The 18,088-nt window shown below is 70.0% G+C and carries 16 protein-coding genes; 12 read left to right on the plus strand and 4 right to left on the minus strand.

From position 1 onward, the window contains the following. Positions 1 to 144: 144 nt before the first annotated feature. Entirely contained in the window at positions 145 to 903 is a 759-nt protein-coding gene (locus BKA18_RS30700) for a hypothetical protein (RefSeq protein ID WP_366044754.1), read from the plus strand. A gap of 219 nt (positions 904 to 1,122) precedes the next feature. Here the strand turns inward: BKA18_RS30700 and BKA18_RS30705 are convergent, their stop codons facing one another. Next, the gene (locus BKA18_RS30705) at positions 1,123 to 2,007 is read right to left on the minus strand and encodes an ABC transporter substrate-binding protein (RefSeq protein ID WP_366044753.1); all 885 of its coding nucleotides are present in this window, start codon (positions 2,005 to 2,007) and stop codon (positions 1,123 to 1,125) included. Positions 2,008 to 2,377: 370 nt separating this feature from the next. Between BKA18_RS30705 and hydA the strand changes: the two genes are divergently transcribed. From hydA to BKA18_RS30720, 3 genes are all read left to right on the plus strand, one after another. Beyond that, the gene (gene hydA, locus BKA18_RS30710) at positions 2,378 to 3,787 is read left to right on the plus strand and encodes a dihydropyrimidinase (RefSeq protein ID WP_366044752.1); all 1,410 of its coding nucleotides are present in this window, start codon (positions 2,378 to 2,380) and stop codon (positions 3,785 to 3,787) included. A 10-nt stretch (positions 3,788 to 3,797) separates the two neighbouring features. Further along, positions 3,798 to 4,796, plus strand: coding sequence for a TIGR03842 family LLM class F420-dependent oxidoreductase (locus tag BKA18_RS30715; protein ID WP_366044751.1), 999 nt, complete (start codon positions 3,798 to 3,800; stop codon positions 4,794 to 4,796). Between the two features lie 131 nt (positions 4,797 to 4,927). Then, positions 4,928 to 6,484, plus strand: a complete 1,557-nt coding sequence (locus tag BKA18_RS30720) for an NCS1 family nucleobase:cation symporter-1 (RefSeq protein WP_366044750.1) — start codon at positions 4,928 to 4,930, stop codon at positions 6,482 to 6,484. A gap of 83 nt (positions 6,485 to 6,567) precedes the next feature. Here BKA18_RS30720 and BKA18_RS30725 read toward each other — a convergent pair whose 3' ends face one another. Beyond that, on the minus strand, positions 6,568 to 6,984 hold the full coding sequence (locus tag BKA18_RS30725; RefSeq protein WP_366044749.1) for a hypothetical protein: 417 nt from the start codon (positions 6,982 to 6,984) through the stop codon (positions 6,568 to 6,570). Positions 6,985 to 7,480: 496 nt separating this feature from the next. Then, positions 7,481 to 8,716, minus strand: a complete 1,236-nt coding sequence (locus BKA18_RS30730) for a helix-turn-helix transcriptional regulator (RefSeq protein WP_366044748.1) — start codon at positions 8,714 to 8,716, stop codon at positions 7,481 to 7,483. Between the two features lie 929 nt (positions 8,717 to 9,645). On the opposite strand from BKA18_RS30730, the gene BKA18_RS30735 reads away from it, so the two are divergent. Further along, positions 9,646 to 10,764, plus strand: coding sequence for a methyltransferase domain-containing protein (locus BKA18_RS30735; protein WP_366044747.1), 1,119 nt, complete (start codon positions 9,646 to 9,648; stop codon positions 10,762 to 10,764). A 209-nt stretch (positions 10,765 to 10,973) separates the two neighbouring features. Further along, entirely contained in the window at positions 10,974 to 12,041 is a 1,068-nt protein-coding gene (gene lplAB, locus BKA18_RS30740) for a lipoate-protein ligase LplAB (RefSeq protein ID WP_366044746.1), read from the plus strand. 54 nt (positions 12,042 to 12,095) lie between these two features. On the opposite strand, the gene BKA18_RS30745 is transcribed toward lplAB, so the two are convergent. After that, positions 12,096 to 12,860, minus strand: a complete 765-nt coding sequence (locus BKA18_RS30745; protein WP_366044745.1) for an SIR2 family NAD-dependent protein deacylase — start codon at positions 12,858 to 12,860, stop codon at positions 12,096 to 12,098. 206 nt (positions 12,861 to 13,066) lie between these two features. On the opposite strand from BKA18_RS30745, the gene BKA18_RS30750 reads away from it, so the two are divergent. The 6 genes from BKA18_RS30750 (at position 13,067) to BKA18_RS30775 (ending at position 18,080) form a co-directional block, all read left to right on the plus strand. Beyond that, positions 13,067 to 13,393, plus strand: coding sequence for a type VII secretion target (locus tag BKA18_RS30750; protein WP_366044744.1), 327 nt, complete (start codon positions 13,067 to 13,069; stop codon positions 13,391 to 13,393). A gap of 63 nt (positions 13,394 to 13,456) precedes the next feature. Continuing rightward, entirely contained in the window at positions 13,457 to 14,200 is a 744-nt protein-coding gene (locus BKA18_RS30755) for a hypothetical protein (protein WP_366044743.1), read from the plus strand. Continuing rightward, positions 14,181 to 14,624, plus strand: coding sequence for a hypothetical protein (locus BKA18_RS30760; protein ID WP_366044742.1), 444 nt, complete (start codon positions 14,181 to 14,183; stop codon positions 14,622 to 14,624). The genes BKA18_RS30755 and BKA18_RS30760 overlap by 20 nt, the downstream gene beginning before the upstream one ends. Before the next feature lie 51 nt (positions 14,625 to 14,675). After that, a complete protein-coding gene (locus BKA18_RS30765; protein WP_366044741.1) occupies positions 14,676 to 14,984 on the plus strand; it encodes a hypothetical protein in 309 nt (102 codons plus the stop codon). 95 nt (positions 14,985 to 15,079) lie between these two features. Further along, positions 15,080 to 17,062, plus strand: a complete 1,983-nt coding sequence (locus BKA18_RS30770) for a gamma-glutamyltransferase family protein (RefSeq protein WP_366044740.1) — start codon at positions 15,080 to 15,082, stop codon at positions 17,060 to 17,062. 184 nt (positions 17,063 to 17,246) lie between these two features. Then, positions 17,247 to 18,080, plus strand: a complete 834-nt coding sequence (locus BKA18_RS30775) for an inositol monophosphatase family protein (RefSeq protein WP_366044869.1) — start codon at positions 17,247 to 17,249, stop codon at positions 18,078 to 18,080. The last annotated feature ends 8 nt before the right edge of the window (positions 18,081 to 18,088 follow it).

An 18,088-nucleotide genomic window follows, 5' to 3' on the forward strand; every position in this document is an offset into this window, starting at 1 on the left:
GCCGGTCGGCTGACGTATACCGTCAATGCCTTTACCGCCTACCGCCGCCCGTGTTCTTGACATCAAGGCGATGCCAAGAGTGCCGGCGGCGGCTTGGTGTGTACCTGAAGTTGATGTTGGCTCAGCGGCCGGGGGAGAAGCGTGATGACGGACCGCGACCAGGGAGAACCTGCGGCCGACGAGCTGGGGGCGGTGCCGGCGGGGAGAGACCGGCGCGATGGGCCGGTACTGCGCCCGCCACACAGCATCCGGACGCGTAAGCCCCGGCGCACGGCCGGCCCGGGACGGACCGCGCTGCTGATTCCGGCCGCCGCGCTGCTCGTCCTCGTCGGCGGCGTGCTGGGACCTTTCAGCTGGATGCTCGTGCCCTCGTGCGTGCTGTGTCTGGCCGGCGGCATCTGGCTGATCGGGGCAGCGACCAGACTGCTGCCCGGCCGGGCGCTGATCCAGCTGATGATGACCGTGCTGGCCATTCCGGCTGTCGCCACCGCGGTGCTGGCCGCTGACGCCTCGCAGGGGTTCGTACTGGAGACGCGGGGCGAGGTGCGCTCGGGCGAGGTCGTGCGGATCGTCGAGCACCACGGGAAGAACACCTCGTACGAGTGTGTCCTCCGCTATCGCGGTGCCACCAAGGCGCCCGGCAGCCTCAACTGCAGCAAATCCGACCGGGTCGGTGACGCGGTTCAGGTGGCATGGGACCCCGGCGGGCTGGTCGAGCCGGACTTCGCGGAGGCCAAAGGGACGTACCGGTTCTTCGCGGTTCTCGCCATGGGGAGCGAGATCGCGCTCGTGTGTCTCGGCGAGTTCACAGTGGCCCTGGGGGCCGTCATGTGCGCCGCCCGCAGGGTCTCGGCTGCCCGCGGTGCTACGGCCGACGGCCCCGAGACGGGGGGTGACCGGTGAGCACGCCCGCCGTACGGTCCGTTGTGGTCCTGCCGGACCATCGCGACATCGGCATGGTGCCCCGGAATGCGAACACTGAGCCCCAGTGAAGTCTTAGACGCCTCAACGCCGAACATGCACGACCTCGTTGGCTGACGCCGTGCGGTGCGGGGCCGGCCGCCAACATGTGGCCACTGTCAGCCGCCAAGGTCACGGGGGAGGAAATTTCTGGGACACGGACTACGCCCGACCCGCCGCCTCCCGCACCGTCTCCGCCACCAGGCGGAAGAAGCGGGTGTGCGCCCGCCGGCTGCACGGGGCCTCCGGGTTCCACGGCAGCAGCCGAGCCCGGGCCTCGATCGCGCGCCAGTGCTCGTCGGTCCGGAGCTGCTCGGGCCGGGCGGCGTTGACCCGTACGTCCATCAGCACGATGTCCGGGTCCATCGCCGCGGCGTCCGCCCAGCCGACCGTGGACCAGTTCAGACCGGCACCGGCCGCCGGCTCCAGCAGGCCGACGCCGTGTTCGGTCAGCGCCCGCAGCTCCGGCCAGGAACCGGGCCGGGCCAGATGCACCCGCTCCGGGCCCGCGGGCGACAGCGCCAGCACCCGCGGCCGTACCGCGCCGCCGGCCGCCTGCCGCAGGGCGTCCTCGGCGGCGTCCAACTCGCGGGCTGCGCCGAGGGGTTCGCCCCGGCCGAGCGAGCCGGCCAGCGCCGCGAACCGTTCGCGCACCTCGGCGAGGCTGCGGCCGGGGCCCACCGCGACCGTGGCGAGCGGGACATGGGCCTCCAGCTCCTCCGCCGCCTTCTGCGTCAGCCCGTAGACCTGCTCGCCGTCATAGGTCACCGCCACCACCAGGTCCGGCTCCGCCGCCAGCAGGGCGTCCGGGTGCAGTGCCTGGCCCGCACCGAGGTAGCCGATCTCCGCGAGCGGCAGCTCCCCGCTCTTGGCGGGGTCGGGGGCGGCGCCGTCGTGCGGGGACCCGAACAGCCCGACGGGCCGTATGCCGTGGTCCCACAGCGTCGCCCCCGCCTGTATGTACGCCACGATCCGGTACGGCCGCTCCCCGGCCACCGCGAGGCGCCCCCGGTCGTCGGAGAACTCCCACGGTGTGCTCTGCTCCATGGCCTGCCGCCTTCCGCGTCGTCCGTCCGGGTGCCGTACCGCTGCTCGCGAGGGTCCCCGCCCGCGTCGGCGGATATCTGCCCATCGCGCCACCCCCGCACCCCTCCGGCCCCGGCCGCGGGCTCGGCGCCCGGGCCCGCGTTCAACCGTCCAGCTGATCGTGGGTGCAACACGAAAGTCTCCACTGATCAACGGTCACGGTATTGCCACCGTGGGTGACATGCTTCTACGGTCTCCCTCTCGGCCGGAATCTACGGGTGTAGACCGGTTGTGACGTGGCGTCAGCGGAGCAGGACTGCCCAGGGGACGGTGCGCGTCGGGCTCCGCCTTCCGGTGCCACACGAGGTCGTTGATGCGGAAGGGAGCAGGGATGGTGGGACGTACGCTCATCCGGGGCGGACTGGTGATCACAGCCGCCGACGAGATCCACGCCGATGTCCTGGTGGAGGACGGCCGGATCGCCGCCCTCGCCGCGCACGGCAGCCCCGGCGCGGACAGCTGGGCCGAGTCGGCGGACCGCATCCTCGACGCCACCGGCAAATACGTCATCCCGGGCGGCGTCGATGCGCACACCCACCTGGACTTCCCCTTCGGCGGGACCTTCTCCTCCGACAACTTCGAGACCGGGACCCGCGCCGCGGCCTGGGGCGGCACCACCACCCTCATCGACTTCGCGGTGCAGTCCCGCGGCAAGTCGCTCCGCGACGGCCTGGACACCTGGCACGCCAAGTCCGACGCCCGATGCGCCATCGACTACGCGTTCCACATGATCCTCTCGGACGTCAACGAGCACACCCTCAAGGAGCTGGACCTCCTGGTGGCGGAGGGTGTCACCTCCTTCAAGCTGTTCACCGCCTACCCCGGGGTCTTCTACAGCGACGACGGACAGATTCTGCGGGCCATGCAGCGCTCGGCCGACAACGGCGGGCTGGTGATGATGCACGCCGAGAACGGCATCGCCATCGACGTGCTGGTCGAACAGGCGCTGGCCGAGGGGAAGACCGACCCGCGCTATCACGGCGAGGTCCGCCGGGTCCTGCTCGAAGCCGAGGCCACCCACCGCACCATCCAGCTGGCCCGGGTCGCCGGCGCACCGCTCTACGTCGTCCACGTCTCCGCCGAGGAGGCGCTCGCCGAGATCGCCCAGGCCCGCGACAAGGGGCTGAACGTCTTCGGCGAGACCTGCCCGCAGTATCTGTTCCTGTCCACCGACAACCTCGCCGAGCCCGACTTCGAGGGCGCCAAGTACGTCTGCTCCACACCGCTGCGGCCCCGCGAGCACCAGGAGGCGCTGTGGCGCGGGCTGCGCACCAACGACCTCCAGGTGGTCTCCACCGACCACTGCCCGTTCTGCTTCCAGGGGCAGAAGGAGCTCGGCCGCGGTGACTTCTCCAAGATCCCCAACGGGATGCCCGGGGTGGAGAACCGGATGGACCTCCTCCACCAGGGTGTGGTGGAGGGCCGGATCAGCCGCCGGCGCTGGATCGAGATCGCCTGCGCCACCCCGGCCCGGATGTTCGGCCTCTACCCGAAGAAGGGCACCATCGCCCCCGGTGCCGACGCCGACCTCGTCCTCTACGACCCCACCGCCGAGCAGACCGTCTCCGCCGAGACCCACCACATGAACGTCGACTACTCGCCGTACGAGGGCAAGCGGCTCACGGGCCGGGTCGAAACGGTCCTCTCCCGGGGCGAACTCGTCATCGACCGGCGGGAGTTCACCGGGCACGCGGGACACGGCCAGTACATCCCGCGCGGCACCTGCCAGTACCTCATCTAAGGAGCCCGCCGTGGACTTCGGACTCGTTCTGCAGGCCGACCCGCCCGCTTCCGCCGTCGTGTCCCTGATGCGCCGCGCCGAGCGCAACGGCTTCCGTTACGGCTGGACCTTCGACTCGGCCGTGCTGTGGCAGGAGCCGTTCGTCATCTACAGCCGCATCCTGGACCACACGGAGCGGCTGATCGTCGGCCCGATGGTCACCAACCCCTCCACCCGTACCCCCGAGGTCACCGCCTCCACCTTCGCCACCCTCAACGAGATGTACGGCAACCGCACCGTCTGCGGCATCGGACGGGGCGACTCCGCGATGCGGGTGGCCGGGCGGCCGCCCAACACCCTGGCCCGGCTGGGTGAGGCGATCGGCGTCATCCGCGACCTCGCCGAGGGGCGGCCGGCGGACGTCGGCGGCCACCGGGTCCAGATCCCCTGGATCCGGAACGGCAAGCTGCCGGTCTGGATGGGCGCCTACGGCCCCAAGGCCCTCGCCATGGCGGGCCGGCTGGCCGACGGCTTCATCCTCCAGCTCGCCGACCCCTTCCTCACCGAGTGGATGGTCAAGGCCGTACGACAGGCCGCGGCGGACGCCGGACGCGACCCGGCCGAGGTCACCATCTGCGTCGCCGCGCCCGCCTATGTGGGCGACGACCTCGACCACGCCCGCGCGCAGTGCCGCTGGTTCGGCGGCATGGTCGGCAACCACGTCGCCGACCTCGTCGAACGCTACGGCGAGCACTCCGATCTGGTGCCGGAGGAGCTGACCGAATACATCAAGGCCCGTGAGGGGTACGACTACGCCCAGCACGGCCGGGCCGGCAGCCCGCACGCCGACTTCGTCCCGGACGCGGTCATCGACCGTTTCTGTCTGCTGGGTCCCCTCGCCGCACACCGCGAGCGGCTGGAGCAGCTCAGGGCGCTGGGCGTGGACCAGTTCGCGGTCTACGCCATGCACGACGCCAAGGAATCCACCATCGACGCCTACGGAGCAGAGCTCATCCCCGCGTTCGCCTGAACGGGCGCCGGGGCACGGCGCCGTGCGGCCGTGCGGCAGCGGTGTCCGGCCGCCGGTCCGGGCACCGCGAGCCGCCCGCCCGCCCCGCCGCCCGGCATCCGGCGGCCCGTACCCGGACGAAAGGTCCCCGTATGCCCGCGACCTCCTCACCCGTGCCGCCGGACCTGCCCATAGCGACTGCCGGGCAGCTCACCGCCCCGGACGGCCGCGTCGAACCCGCGCCGGGCGCCATCGCCCCGCACGGCCGCTACGTCAATGACGACCTGCGGCCCGTACCCCTGGCCGAACGCCGCTGGACCACCTACAACTTCACCGCCCTCTGGGTCGGCATGGCGCACAACATCCCCTCCTGGACGCTCGCCTCCGGCCTGGTCGCGCTCGGCATGGACTGGCTGCAGGCGGTGCTGACCATCGCGCTGGCGAACCTCGTCGTCCTCGTCCCGATGCTGCTCACCGGGCACGCCGGCCCGAAGTACGGGATTCCCTTCCCCGTCCTGGCCCGGGCCTCGTTCGGGCTGCGCGGCGCCAATCTGCCCGCGCTGGTGCGTGCCGCCGTGGCCTGCTGCTGGTTCGGCATCCAGACCTGGATCGGCGGCCAGGGCATCTACATCCTGCTGGGCAAGATCTTCGGCGGTGGCTGGGCGAAGGCGGCGCCCATCGGTGGCTACCCCTGGACCCTCTGGCTCTGCTTCCTGGTCTTCTGGGCCGTCGAACTCGCCATCATCCACCGGGGCATGGAGACCCTGCGCCGCTTCGAGAACTGGGCCGCGCCCTTCGTCCTCGTCGGCGCGCTGGTGCTGCTGGGCTGGATGGCGGCCAAGGCCGGCGGGTTCGGCCCGCTCCTGGACCAGCCGAGCGCACTGGGCTGGGGCCACGACTTCTGGAAGGTCTTCTTCCCGTCCCTCATGGGAATGATCGGCTTCTGGGCGACCTTGTCGCTGAACATCCCCGACTTCACCCGCTTCGGCGCCGGCCAACGGGCCCAGGTCTGGGGCCAGTCCCTCGGCCTGCCGACCACCATGACGGCCTTCGCCCTGCTCTCCGTACTGGTCACCTCCGGCTCACAGGCGGTGTACGGGGCGCCGATCTGGGATCCGGTCACCCTGGCCGGCAAGTCCGACAGCGTCTTCGGTCTGCTCTTCGCTCTGGTCACCGTCCTGATCGCGACGATCTCGGTCAATATCGCCGCGAACGTGGTCTCGCCCGCCTACGACCTGGCCCATCTGGCCCCGAAGTTCATCGACTTCCGCAGGGGCGCGCTGATCACCGGCGTGGTCGGCGTGATCATCATGCCGTGGAAACTCACCGCCACCCCCGAGCTGTACATCTTCACCTGGCTCGGGGTGGTCGGCGGACTGCTCGGCACGGTCGCCGGCATCCTCATCGCCGACTACTGGATCATCCGCCGCACCGTCCTCGACCTCGCCGGCCTCTACCGCCCCGGCGGCCGCTACTGGTACGCGGCCGGCTGGAACTGGCGGGCCGTCCTCGCCTTCGCCGTCGGCGGACTGCTCGCGGTCGGCGGCTCGTACTCCCAGCCCGGCAAGGGCCCCTTCCCCGCCGACGGCCTGATCCCGTTCCTCCAACCACTGGCCGACTACGGGTGGGCGGTCGGCCTGGGCACTGCGCTGAGCCTCTACACGCTGCTGATGGGTACGGCGTCTGGGCGCGGAGGCCGGGCGGCCTGACCCCGCCCCACCGGGGGCTCGCGCCCCGCCCCGCATGGGGAAGTCTCCTGGAGGCAACGCCGGCAGGCGTTGGCGGCCGGCTGTCAGCAGCTCGGCAGGTGGGGCACCTTGGGCGCCGCTCCGCGCACGTAGTGGTTGCTCACCCAGGCCGGGTCGCTACCGGTCAGCAGGGCGACCTTCGTCCACCATGCGTTTCCCGAGACCTTGCTGGTGTGCCGGTTGGTCTGGCAAAACGCCCGGAGGGTCGTATTGGACACCCTTTTGGCGACACCGCAACTCGTACGCGGGCACTCCCGCAGGGCCACCTGCGTGCCCCTGATGTGGACCTTCTTGATGCTGACCGCTGAGGTGTCGGACGCCGGCATCAGCGCCGCAGTCCCGGCGGCCGTCTGCTGCCTGCCACGCGAATCGGCGTGCGCGGGGCCGGCCACGGCAAGGCCGCCGGCCAGGGCAAGGGCCGTCGCGGAGAGCGCGAAACGCTTACGCACCGTAGAGGACATTCCTGGGCTCCTTCACTGTCGCCGCACCGCAATGGCGCGCTCGGGTTGTTCACCGCAGCCGACCGACCTCATGCAGACGACCCCTTTCGTCGCGCCGCCCGGCTGCTGACAAACACCTTGTGGGGAGGGCGGGAACGAGTCCAGACATGCCGGGCGAGTTGGGATAAACCTTCGACCAAATTGAGACGGCATGACGACTGACGACTGACGGCGCCGGCGGACAGGCAAGAGGGGGTGCCTTCGATGGGCCGGATAGGCAGGGAACTTCCTTGATCGCGGCGGGTGTTGCCGATGAGGTAGCACGGAACCGCGACATCACCCCGGGACGTGATCCGGGAGCGGGGAGACCACCCATGACAGAGGCGGCCCTTCCCCCGCGCCCAGCAGGGTGGGGCGATGTCTTCGAGGAGCCCTGGCGACCTTGGAGAGTCGCCGGGCACACAGAGGTCCCCTAGAAACCGCCCATCCGGGAGGGGGCCACAATCATGTCCGGGTCTCAGGCGGCCGGGTACTCCCCGAGGAGCGCAGCTACCTCCGGCACCTTTCGGAAGGGCTTCAAGCTCTCAAGAACCACCCGCGCCCGGTCGGCCGTTCGCTCAGAGGCCCCGCCGGTGGAAAGAGCCAGCATGCGTTCAGCGGTGGCTGCCGCTTCCTCCGCCTCGTTGGCGTCCGCGTAAGCCACCGCCAACCATGAGAGGTAGAGCGCCAACTCCCGCGTGTGCGTTGTGTCGTAGCGGTCCAAGACCTGGGTCAGGAGCGGAACGGCACGAAGCGGTCTATGCAGCTCCGTGTAGACCCTGGAGTCCATGACCTCCAGCTCCTCCACGGACACCCAGTAGGTCCAGTCTGGTTCATCCGCCCCGTGCTCATCCGTGAGCGCTTCGTGGGCCTTGCCCAGTGCCTGGATCGCCTCTTGAGGGCGGTCGGCCCTGGTGTGTGCCCATGCCGCGCGGTCCAGGAACAGCGCGCGTGCGCGGGGCGGAGCGTCCGGCCCGGCGGCGTCAACGGCAGCCACCGCCATATCCACGGCCTCACGGGGATCACCCTGATTGGCTACCTGGTAAGCGAGCGTGCCCAGAAGCTGACCCGCCAGGGTGCCATCTCCGGCTGTCTGTGCGGCAGAGAGCCCCAGGCGGTAGACCTTCTCCGCCTCCGCGTACTCTCCGGCGTCACTCGCCACCCAACCCACAATCTGGGCCAGCTCCGCAATCGCCCGGAGTAGCTCCCGCCCAACGGCTTCTGCGTGCGTGGTCGTTCGGTAGAGGTCCACCGCGGATCTCAGGTCACGGCGTGCGCGCCCGATCAGGTCACGTCCATACACTACGTCGTCCGCCAGTCGAAGGCCGTGGACCCGGTTGGTCAGGTCCACCACCGTGGATTGCCCGATCCGCCGCCCAAGGCCGTCGACCAGCGGGGCGAACGGATCACCGGGTGGGAGGAAGTCGTCCACCGTGCGCGGTTCGGGTGGGGCGGTCGCTTCCTCTACAGCCGTGGCTGCCTCTAGTTCCCCCCTGGACACGCCTAAGACGGTAGCCAGGACCGGCAGCCATTCGCGCGGTTTCCGCTTTCCTGCCTCCCACCGGTACACGTCCTGCCGACCCAGGGAAGCATTCAGCCCCAGCGTGGGGAGATCACGGGCAACTTCATTCAGCTTCTCCGCCATGCGGTCCTGTGACCAGCCGCGCCCTTTCCGGAGTCGTCTGATCATTGCCCGGATGGTCTCCCCAGTCATGACCCTAGTCTGGCCTACACGGAGGCATACATGCAGGCCGCTCCGTAAGCACGAGGGTGCCGGAATGCTGGCCGTCATGACAGGCGAACCGGTCAGGGACGCAGAAGCACCGGAAGACGGCGCCTTGACGCCGTTGGACACCACAGTCCTCCGGTGGGAGAGACGACGATGGCACCTGGACGCGTCGGCGCCGCCGCATAACCCGTACGTGAAGCCGAGTCGTGCCCTCATGGAGCGCACCCTGGCCGGGTTGTGGAGCGTGCTTGATGGCTGCGGCTGAACGCGCCCCGGGTGTCGTGATGTCTGCCGGCCCGGAGCTGGAGCCCGTCCCTGTCCCGGAGTGCGACGTGTGCGAACCCTGCGGCCGGGAGCGGGAGGCGGCCCGCCGGGCGGGCCGTTCGCTGGCGGTCCGGAGCCTTAACGGGGTGATCGCGGGTCACCCGCACGGAAGGGAAACGAGGGCGTGAGCTGTACGAAGTGCGTCGAACTGGAACGGGAGTTGGAGGCAGCCGAAAGGGCTCGCGACCAGACCCGGGCCGTGGACTGTCGGGTCCTCCTCCGACGCCACCCGCAACACGACGAAGTACCCGTGGAGGATTCCGCCCCCTTGTCGGATGCCCATTCCGGCATCCCCCGCGTTGCTGAGTGATCCCGACAGGGGGGCGGGCAAGGCCCCGGGCGACTGTCTCACGGACAGCGACAGTCGGACGGGTGAACAATCACCGAGAGAGCACCTGGAGGAACAGTGATCATGATCCTGGCGAACGACGGCGGCGACAAGCTCCCCGGGGAGCCGTACCCCGGCCCGCATCAGCCCCCGTCCCCTGACGGTGGCCCGGGTCAGCCGAACCCGCCCAAGGCTGCCTGACCCAGTGACCTCCGACGCGCCAAAGGAGCGCCCCAGCCTTGACGGGCTGGGGCGTGCCCTGATGTCTTCGGGAGCCCTTTCCTCCGACTGGGCACCCTCGTACGCGGCCGTTCCCCGCTCCACCGTGTTGCCGGACCTCATGTGGCCGTTCGACATGGCGGCCGGTCGGAGCGTGGCCGTTTCCAAGGCGGACGATCCCGCCAAGTGGCAGGAGTTCGCGGACTCCGACGTACCGATCGTCACCCAGTGGGACGACGGGAAGCACACGGGCACCGAACCTGGCCACGTCCCGACCAGCTCCGCGTCTATGCCGAGCGTGGTCTTCCGGATGCTCCAGGACCTGGACCTCCAGCCCGGCCACAAGGTCCTGGAGATCGGCACCGCCACAGCCTGGAATGCGTTGCTCATGGCCCACCGTGCGGGGCCGGGGAGCGTGACCACGGTGGAGGTGGACCGGGCGGTGGCCACGGCCGCCATGGCGACGGTGGAGAGGCTGGTAATCCCCCTTCACGTCGTCCACGGGGACGGGTTCCAGGGTTACCTGGAAGGGGCTCCGTATGACCGGGTCATCGCTACGTGTGGCCTCCGGTCCATCCCGTTCGCGTGGGTGGAGCAGTGCCGGCCAGGTGGCGTCATCGTGGCGCCGTGGGGGACGAACTACACCCACGTCGACGCGGTGGCCCGCCTGGTCGTCGCACCGGACGGCGAGAGCGCGTCCGGGAAGTTCACCGGCCCCGTGGAGTTCATGAAGCTCCGGTCTCAGCGGTTTGCCCTCCGGGCGCACTCCGAGTACGTCGCGGGGAGCGTGGCGGACGGCGACGAGTCCTCCACGACGATCACCGAAGCGGAGTTCGTCGGGGAGCAATTCGGCCCGGAGCGGTTCGCCATGGGCCTCCGTGTCCCGCAGTGTTCGTACGTCGTGGCGGGGAAGAGCGACGGCGCGCGGCCGGTCTGGTTCTACAGCCTGAGCGACAACTCATGGGCGTGTGCGATGTTCCGCGACGGGAAGACGGCCCGTGTCTGGCAACAAGGTCCCCGCCGTCTCTGGGATCAGGTGGAGAACGCCTTCCACTGGTGGGTCGACAGCGGACGGCCGGACCACACCCGGTTCGGTCTGACCGTGACCGCCGAGGGCGAAAGAGTGTGGCTGGACGACCCGGCCAACTCCTGGACCCTCTGAGACCGGCCCCGTCCGTGCTTGCCCCCGTGGCGCACGGGCGCGGCCTTTGCCATGTCCGCTTGACCCCGCCCCCCGGCTCCGGTCACCGCCCATCCGGGAACAAGGGAATACCCCTCATCACAGAGCAGTTGTCGGCTACAGGGGGACCCCGGGCTGCCGGCCACTACACCCGGCCACCACACCCGGACACCCCACAGGGAGGCAGCACCGTGCACGGTGAATACCACGGTGAATACAAGGTGCCGGGCGGCAAGCTCGTGGTGGTCGACCTCGATGTCGTGGACGGCGCGCTGCGCCATGTCCGCGTCTCCGGGGACTTCTTCCTGGAACCCGACGAGGTGCTGCCCGACATCAACCGTTCCCTGGAGGGCGCCGCAGCCGACACCGACGCCCGCGTACTGGCGGCCCGGATCGACGCGGCACTCCCGGCCGGTGCCGTGCTGTTCGGCTTCAGCACCGAGGCCGTGGGAATCGCCGTGCGCCGCGCGGTCGCGGGCGCCACGGACTGGACCGACCACGACTGGCAGATCCTTCATGACGGCCCCCAACACCCCGCTCTCCACATGGCGTTGGACGAGGTCCTGACGGCCGAGGTCGCGGCGGGCCGCCGCCCGCCGACGCTGCGGGTGTGGGAGTGGGACCGCCCCGCCGTGATCATCGGCAGCTTCCAGTCGCTGCGTAACGAGGTCGACCCCGGGGGAGCCGAGAAACACGGTGTGACGGTCGTGCGGCGGATCTCCGGCGGGGGCGCCATGTTCGTGGAGCCGGACAGCACCATCACGTACTCGCTGAGCGTGCCGGAGACCCTGGTCCACGGGCTGTCGTTCGCGGAGAGCTACGCCTATCTGGACGACTGGGTGCTCAGCGCGCTCGGCGACATGGGCATCACGGCCTGGTACAAGCCGCTCAACGACATCGCGACGGACGCCGGGAAGGTCGCGGGGGCGGCGCAGAAACGGGTGGTGGCGGGCGCCGGGGCGGTGCTGCATCACGTGACGATGGCGTACGACATCGACGCGGAGAAGATGGCCGAGGTGCTGCGGCTCGGCCGGGAGAAGCTGTCCGACAAGGGCATCGCCAGCGCCGGCAAGCGGGTGGACCCGCTGCGGCGCCAGACCGGGCTGCCCCGCGCCGAGGTCATCGCCCGGATGATCACGTCGTTCCGGGCACGCTACGGCGGGGCGGACGGGACGGTCTCGGACGCGGAGCTGACGCGCGCCAGGGAGCTGGCCGAGCACAAGTTCAGCTCCCGGGAGTGGACGGCGCGCGTTCCGTGACGGTGTGAGCCAGGGGACTGTGGCGGGCGCTGCGTAGGTGCTCCCCGCCCCGCCTCAGATGCCCGCCGCCAGCCCCTCCAGCAGCCTCGGCAGGGCCGTGCCGATCGGCTCGCGGATCACCTCGTCGGCGCGTGCGTCGTACGGGGTCGGCTCGGCGTTGACGATGATCAGCCGGGCGCCGTGGTCGGCCGCCACCCCGGCGAGCGAGGCGGCCGGCTGTACTTGCAGTGTGCTGCCGACGGCAAGGAAGACCTCCGCCGCCTTCGCCACGCCCAGGGCCGTCCCGAGCACCTGCGGATCCAGCCGCTCGCCGAACATCACCGTTGCCGACTTCAGAATCCCGCCGCAGACCAGACACGCCGGATCGGGCTCGCCCGCGGTCACCCGGGCCAGCGCCTCCTCCATGGACGACCGTGCATGACAGCGGGTGCAGACGACCGCCCGTACGGTGCCGTGCAGTTCGAGCACCTTGCGTGCGGGTACCCCGGCGAGCTGATGCAGCCCGTCCACGTTCTGTGTGATCACCCGCACCGGCGTCCCGGACCGCTCCAGCCGGGCCACCGCCTCGTGCCCGGCATTCGGCTGCGCCCGGAACGCCGGGCTCTCCTGCCGCATCCGCCATGAGCGCCGCCGGATCTCCGGATCGCTCATGTACGCGTCGTAGGTGACGAGCTTCTCCGCCTCCGGGTCCCGCCGCCACAACCCGTTCGGCCCGCGGTAGTCGGGGATCCCGGAGTCGGTGGAAATCCCCGCGCCGGTGAGAATCGCGACGAGGGGTCGGCGGGGCGGCTGGTCGGGGGCCGCATCGGTGCCGGTCATGGGGCCGAGGGTACGAGGCGGGGGCCGTGGGAGCGAGCGGGTTTGAACGGACGTAAGCCGAGCCGTGCCGGATTTCCCAGCCGGCGCGAAGAGAGAGGAATCGGAATATCCGGCCCATTTCGAGGAAGAATCCGCGGGCTATTGTCCGGTAGCCTCTTGGGTGCAACCGAAGCCTCTGGTCTGGCTATTCTTTTTGGTGAGGAAGTATGGAGTTCGAGGTCCAGCCGACAGATCTGTCCGCATTTGCCAAGCAGCTGGAGAGGGCTTCCGGCGATGCCCGGCACGCGTTGGAGTACATGCGGCGCGAATGTTCGATCGGCACGTTCGACAAGGGGCCGATTTCAGCCCTGGCTAGTATGTTCGGTGGCGGACACGATGGCGTGCTGGCGCACGTCGAGTCCACGTTGAAGCAGTTGCACCGAATCTTGGATTCATCGCAGCGCGAGATGGAGCGAAGTGCTTCATTCTATGAGCGGACGGATCGGGGCGAGGCGTCGAAAATGGATGCCACGTATCCGGCATCCAAGAGGTAATTGCGGTGCACGCTCGCTTTTCATTCCTGATGACGGGCGAGGGGATTCTCGGAGGGGATTGGCTTGGGGTTTTATGATGTGGCGGAGCCGACCAGTAGGCTCGTCGTGCCACGGGTTGACGGAGATAAGGAAGAGCCAGGATCATTTTACCGCGATTTGACTTCCTACGGCGATGTATTCAGCCCCTCTGCGATGATCAGTAAAGGGCTGGAACTGGCTTTTGACTTCAACCCGGTCGATGAGGCGAAGAAGCTCCTCGGAGGTAACTGGGAAGAGTATGCCCAGTGCGCCAAGGCATGGGAGTCGCTCGGAAATTTCTGTGAGGATCTGTCCAAGAATCTGGAGTCGGGCAACAAGGCGCTGGATGCGACCTGGTCGGGCAACGCCGCCGACTCGGCGTACGTCTACGTCGACACGCTGGCCGACGACGTAGCGGCCATGAAGGGCGCATTCGACGGCCTCAAGGAGCAATACGAACGCGTGACGGAAGCGGTCTGGCACGCGGCCGAGGCGTGCGGTGATCTGTTGGGTGGAATTCTCGACCTTGCGCTCATTGCGGCCATCACGGCCGCTGCGGGAGCTTCCACCAGCTTCACACTTTTCGGGCCGGTCATCGCGGCTGGCGCGGTCGCCGGTGAGGTCGTGGAGATGATCAACCTTTGGGGAAAGCTGACGACGCTGATTGCCGAAGTGCAGAGCGTGGTCAGTGGCTCAGTGGGAACGGTGGTTCAGCTCACCCGTTTTCATGCTGCAAGTATGCAGAAATTCCCACTGCCGGGGAACGGCTATGAAAACCCCGCAGTATAAAACTTTCGTCCGGGAGAGTGACATGAATCCAAACGGTGATGACCCTCGCGTGGGCGATGAAGAGTTTCTCCCCCTCGCACGCGATCCAGCTATGGCTCGAGTGTTGCGGAAGCAGCTCGAAGTGCTGGCCGAGGGAAAAGGGGGAGATGTCCTGGGCGAGATGGCAAAGGAGGTCCTTTCTGGACGTATTGGGCTTCGTGAAGCGGTGCGAGTGGGCGCGTACGAAGAGGAGCTTGTGCGGAATTTCGAGAAATTTCAGCACAGCTGGGACGAGATGTCGGAGGAGGAGCGCTCGAATGCTGAGAAGGAGGGCGCGAAGTTCCTCCAGGAGCAACGTGACGAGATCGAGCAGGAACGGCGCGCACGCATGCGCGGTGCACACGACCGAGGCCGGCACGCCGGGAGTAGTTTCAGTGTGTACTGATGCCAAGTTTTCCTACGGCGACGACGCCGTGACCCACACCGGAGGAATCGCATGAACTCGGAACTGCCGGACCTCGACCCGCCGTCCCCGGCCGATGAGATGGCGTTGCGGGAGCGTGGCCAGTTCAGCTCGCTGCTGCTGGGAGCCGGTGTCCTGATTCCCCTGGGGCTGGTGATCATGTCGATGATGTCGGGACGGCATCTCTGGCTGACTCTGCTGAATCTGGGCGGGATGTACGGCGGCCTGTGGGTGATGTTCCGCGGCTGGCGGGATGAGCGTGGACGGTTGGTGACCCTGGGCGGGTGGTGCATGGCTGCGTCGCTGGCACTTTGTCTGGTGGTGCTCTCGCTCCTGTCGTGAGGGCCCGTCCACCCCGCCGCCCGCAACGTCCCGGCCCATCCCCCCCCCGTGACGTCCGCCCTCGGCCCCGCCCGCCCCACCCACCAAGGAGCCCCGTGTTCACCACCCGCCCGACCCTCCAGGGCACCTTCGGGATGGTTTCCAGTACGCATTGGCTGGCCACCCAGTCCGCGATGGCTGTGCTGGAGGACGGCGGCAACGCCTTTGACGCGGCGGTGGCCGCCGGGTTCGTGCTGCATGTCGTGGAGCCGCATCTGAACGGGCCGGCGGGCGAGGTGCCGATCATCCTGGCGCCCGCCGGCCGGCCGGTCCGGGTGCTGTGCGGCCAGGGCCCGGCGCCGGCCGGTGCGAGCGTGGCGCACTACACCAGCCTGGGCCTCGACCTGGTGCCCGGCACCGGGCCGCTCGCCGCCGCGGTCCCCGGTGCCTTCGACGCCTGGATGCTCTTGCTGCGCGACCACGGCAGCAAGTCCCTCGCCGAGGTGCTGCGGTACGCGATCGGGTACGCGGAACACGGCCACCCCGCCGTGGAGCGGATCGGCGAGGCCGTCGAGACGGTGCGTGCGCTCTTCGAGACGGAGTGGACCTCCTCGGCCGAGATCTACCTTGCGGGCGGCAGGTCCGTCGCCCCCGGCGGACTGCTCAGGAACCGTCCGCTGGCGGCCACCTGGCGCCGGCTGATCGCGGAGGCGGAGGCGGCGTCGGCCGGCCGCGAGGCGCAGCTCGACGCCGCCCGCCGCATCTGGCGCGAGGGGTTCATCGGCGAGGCGCTCGCCGGCTTCGCGGCCCGCCCGGCCATGGACACCTCAGGTGAACGCCATGCGGGCACCCTCACCGGCGACGACCTGGCCGCCTTCTCCGCCACCTATGAGGCACCGGTCACCCACGACTGGAACGGCTGGACCGTCGCCAAGGCGGGCGGCTGGTCCCAGGGGCCTGTCTTTCTCCAGCAACTCGCCCTGCTGCCACCGGAGTTGCCCGCTTACGGCAGTCCCGAGTACGTCCACCTGCTCATCGAGGGCGGCAAGCTGGCGATGGCCGACCGCGAGGCCTGGTACGGCGACGCCCAGGAGGTGCCGCTCGACACCCTCCTCAGCGGCGACTACAACGCGGCCCGCCGGGCTCTCATCGGCGCGCACGCCTCGTACGAGCTGCGGCCCGGCAGCCCGGACGGCCGCACCCCGCGGCTGAGCACACACGCGGTGGCGGCCGCGGCGGGTGCGGACGGCTTTGGTGCGGCGGGCGGCTCCGGCAGCGGTGCGGGCGAGCCGACCGTCGGGGGTGGCGGGCCCGGCGGGGTGCCCCCGGCCGCCGCGCCCGGCAGGGTGCCCGCGGAGGCCGCCCCCGGCTCGGCGCCCCCGGATGTCGCCGCGGAGATCGACCGGAACGGCGGCGCGCGAGGCGACGCCTGCCCTGTCGACGGGAACGGCGGCGCGCGGGCCGACACCTGCCCCATCGACCGGAACGGCACCACACGCGGCGACACCTGCCACATCGATGTCGTCGACCGCTGGGGCAACCTCGTCTCCGCCACCCCCTCCGGCGGCTGGCTGCAGTCCAACCCCGTCGTCCCGGAGCTCGGCTTCCCGCTCGGCACCCGGCTGCAGATGGCCTGGCTGGAGGAGGGCCTGCCGAATTCCCTCACTCCGGGGCGCCGCCCCCGTACCACCCTCACCCCGTCCCTGGCGCTGCGCGACGGGGTCCCGGTGATGGCCTTCGGGACGCCCGGCGGGGATCAGCAGGACCAGTGGCAGGTGCACTTCTTCCTGGCCGTGGCGCTGCGCGGGGCGGTCCGCGGCGGGCTCGATCTGCAGGGCGCCATCGACGCCCCGAACTGGCACCAGGACTCCTTCCCCGGATCCTTCTTCCCCCGCGGGATGCGGCCGGGGAGCGTGACCGTGGAGTCCCGGATCGGCCGGCGGATCATCGACGAGCTGCGGCGGCGTGGGCACCGGGTCACGGTGGGTGACGACTGGTCCGAGGGGCGGCTGTGTGCCGTGGCCCGGGATCCGGAGAGCGGTGTGCTGTCCGCGGCGGCGAATCCGCGGGGGATGCAGGGGTACGCGGCAGGGCGCTGACGCGGCCGGTACGGGGCGCGGCGGGGGCTCTGGGAGCCGGTTGGGCGCCGTGCCGTCCGCGGCGTCCGGAGTTCACCTGGAGTCCAGCTGCCGTGTCAGTGGCTCATGGTTCGATGGATGCATGACCGAAGCACTTCGTACTCAGGATTCGGGAGATACCACGGATATCGCCGACGCCGTCGCCATGACCCTTTCGCCGGACCTTTCGGGGCTGGACCTGGCCGCCGTCGAGGCCGCCGTCCGCCGCGCCGCGGCCGAGGAGATCATGCCGCGCTTCCGGCAGCTGGCTGCCGAGGACATCGTCGAGAAGAACGGTCCGCACGACCTCGTCACGGTCGCCGACCGGCGCGCCGAGGAGCAGCTCACCGCCGCCCTGACGGACCTGCTGCCCGGCTCCCGGGTGGTCGGCGAGGAGGCGGTGCACGCCGACCCCACCGTGCTCGACGCGCTGCACGGCGACGCCCCCGTCTGGATCGTCGACCCGGTCGACGGCACCCGCCAGTTCGTGCACGGCGACCCCGGCTTCGCCACGCTCGTCGCGCTCGCCCACCGCGGTGAGCTGCTGGCGTCGTGGACGTACGCCCCCGCGCTCGGCCTGCTGGCCGTCGCCCGCCGCGGCGCCGGCGCCCAGCTCAACGGCGTACCGCTGCACACCGGCAGCCCGGAGCCGGGCGCCGTCCTCCATGTGGCCACCTCCCACTACGACTTCACCGATGACGACCAGAAGCGGGTGCTCGCCGTTCTGGACACCGCCGGCGTCGCGCCGCGGCCCTGTGGCTCGGCGGGTCTGGAGTATCTGCACATAGCCCGCGGCGAGCTCGACGCCATCGCCTTCAGCTGGGAGAACGCCTGGGATCACGCGGCCGGGCTGCTGCTGGTCCAGGAGGCGGGCGGCGCGAGCGGCACGGTCGCCGGGGAGCCGTTCCGGATCGAGGGCGGCAATGCGCTGCCCTTCACCGCGGCGCGGGACGCCGAAACGGCGCGGCGTATCCTCGAACTGCTGGCGGCCGCCAACTGATCCTCACC

Source organism: Streptomyces auratus, from assembly GCF_050433025.1.
GTDB lineage: Bacteria > Actinomycetota > Actinomycetes > Streptomycetales > Streptomycetaceae > Streptomyces > Streptomyces sioyaensis.

Bases quoted from the DNA above. Each gene is read 5' to 3' on its own strand.
- BKA18_RS30745 (WP_366044745.1), bottom strand. From the start codon at position 12,860: ATGACCGGCACCGATGCGGCCCCCGACCAGCCGCCCCGCCGACCCCTC.
- BKA18_RS30775 (WP_366044869.1), top strand. From the start codon at position 17,247: ATGACCCTTTCGCCGGACCTTTCGGGGCTGGACCTGGCCGCCGTCGAG.
- BKA18_RS30735 (WP_366044747.1), top strand. From the start codon at position 9,646: ATGTCTTCGGGAGCCCTTTCCTCCGACTGGGCACCCTCGTACGCGGCC.
- BKA18_RS30725 (WP_366044749.1), bottom strand. From the start codon at position 6,984: ATGTCCTCTACGGTGCGTAAGCGTTTCGCGCTCTCCGCGACGGCCCTT.
- BKA18_RS30760 (WP_366044742.1), top strand. From the start codon at position 14,181: ATGAAAACCCCGCAGTATAAAACTTTCGTCCGGGAGAGTGACATGAAT.
- BKA18_RS30720 (WP_366044750.1), top strand. From the start codon at position 4,928: ATGCCCGCGACCTCCTCACCCGTGCCGCCGGACCTGCCCATAGCGACT.
- BKA18_RS30765 (WP_366044741.1), top strand. From the start codon at position 14,676: ATGAACTCGGAACTGCCGGACCTCGACCCGCCGTCCCCGGCCGATGAG.
- BKA18_RS30700 (WP_366044754.1), top strand. From the start codon at position 145: ATGACGGACCGCGACCAGGGAGAACCTGCGGCCGACGAGCTGGGGGCG.
- BKA18_RS30750 (WP_366044744.1), top strand. From the start codon at position 13,067: ATGGAGTTCGAGGTCCAGCCGACAGATCTGTCCGCATTTGCCAAGCAG.
- BKA18_RS30730 (WP_366044748.1), bottom strand. From the start codon at position 8,716: ATGACTGGGGAGACCATCCGGGCAATGATCAGACGACTCCGGAAAGGG.
- hydA (WP_366044752.1), top strand. From the start codon at position 2,378: ATGGTGGGACGTACGCTCATCCGGGGCGGACTGGTGATCACAGCCGCC.
- BKA18_RS30705 (WP_366044753.1), bottom strand. From the start codon at position 2,007: ATGGAGCAGAGCACACCGTGGGAGTTCTCCGACGACCGGGGGCGCCTC.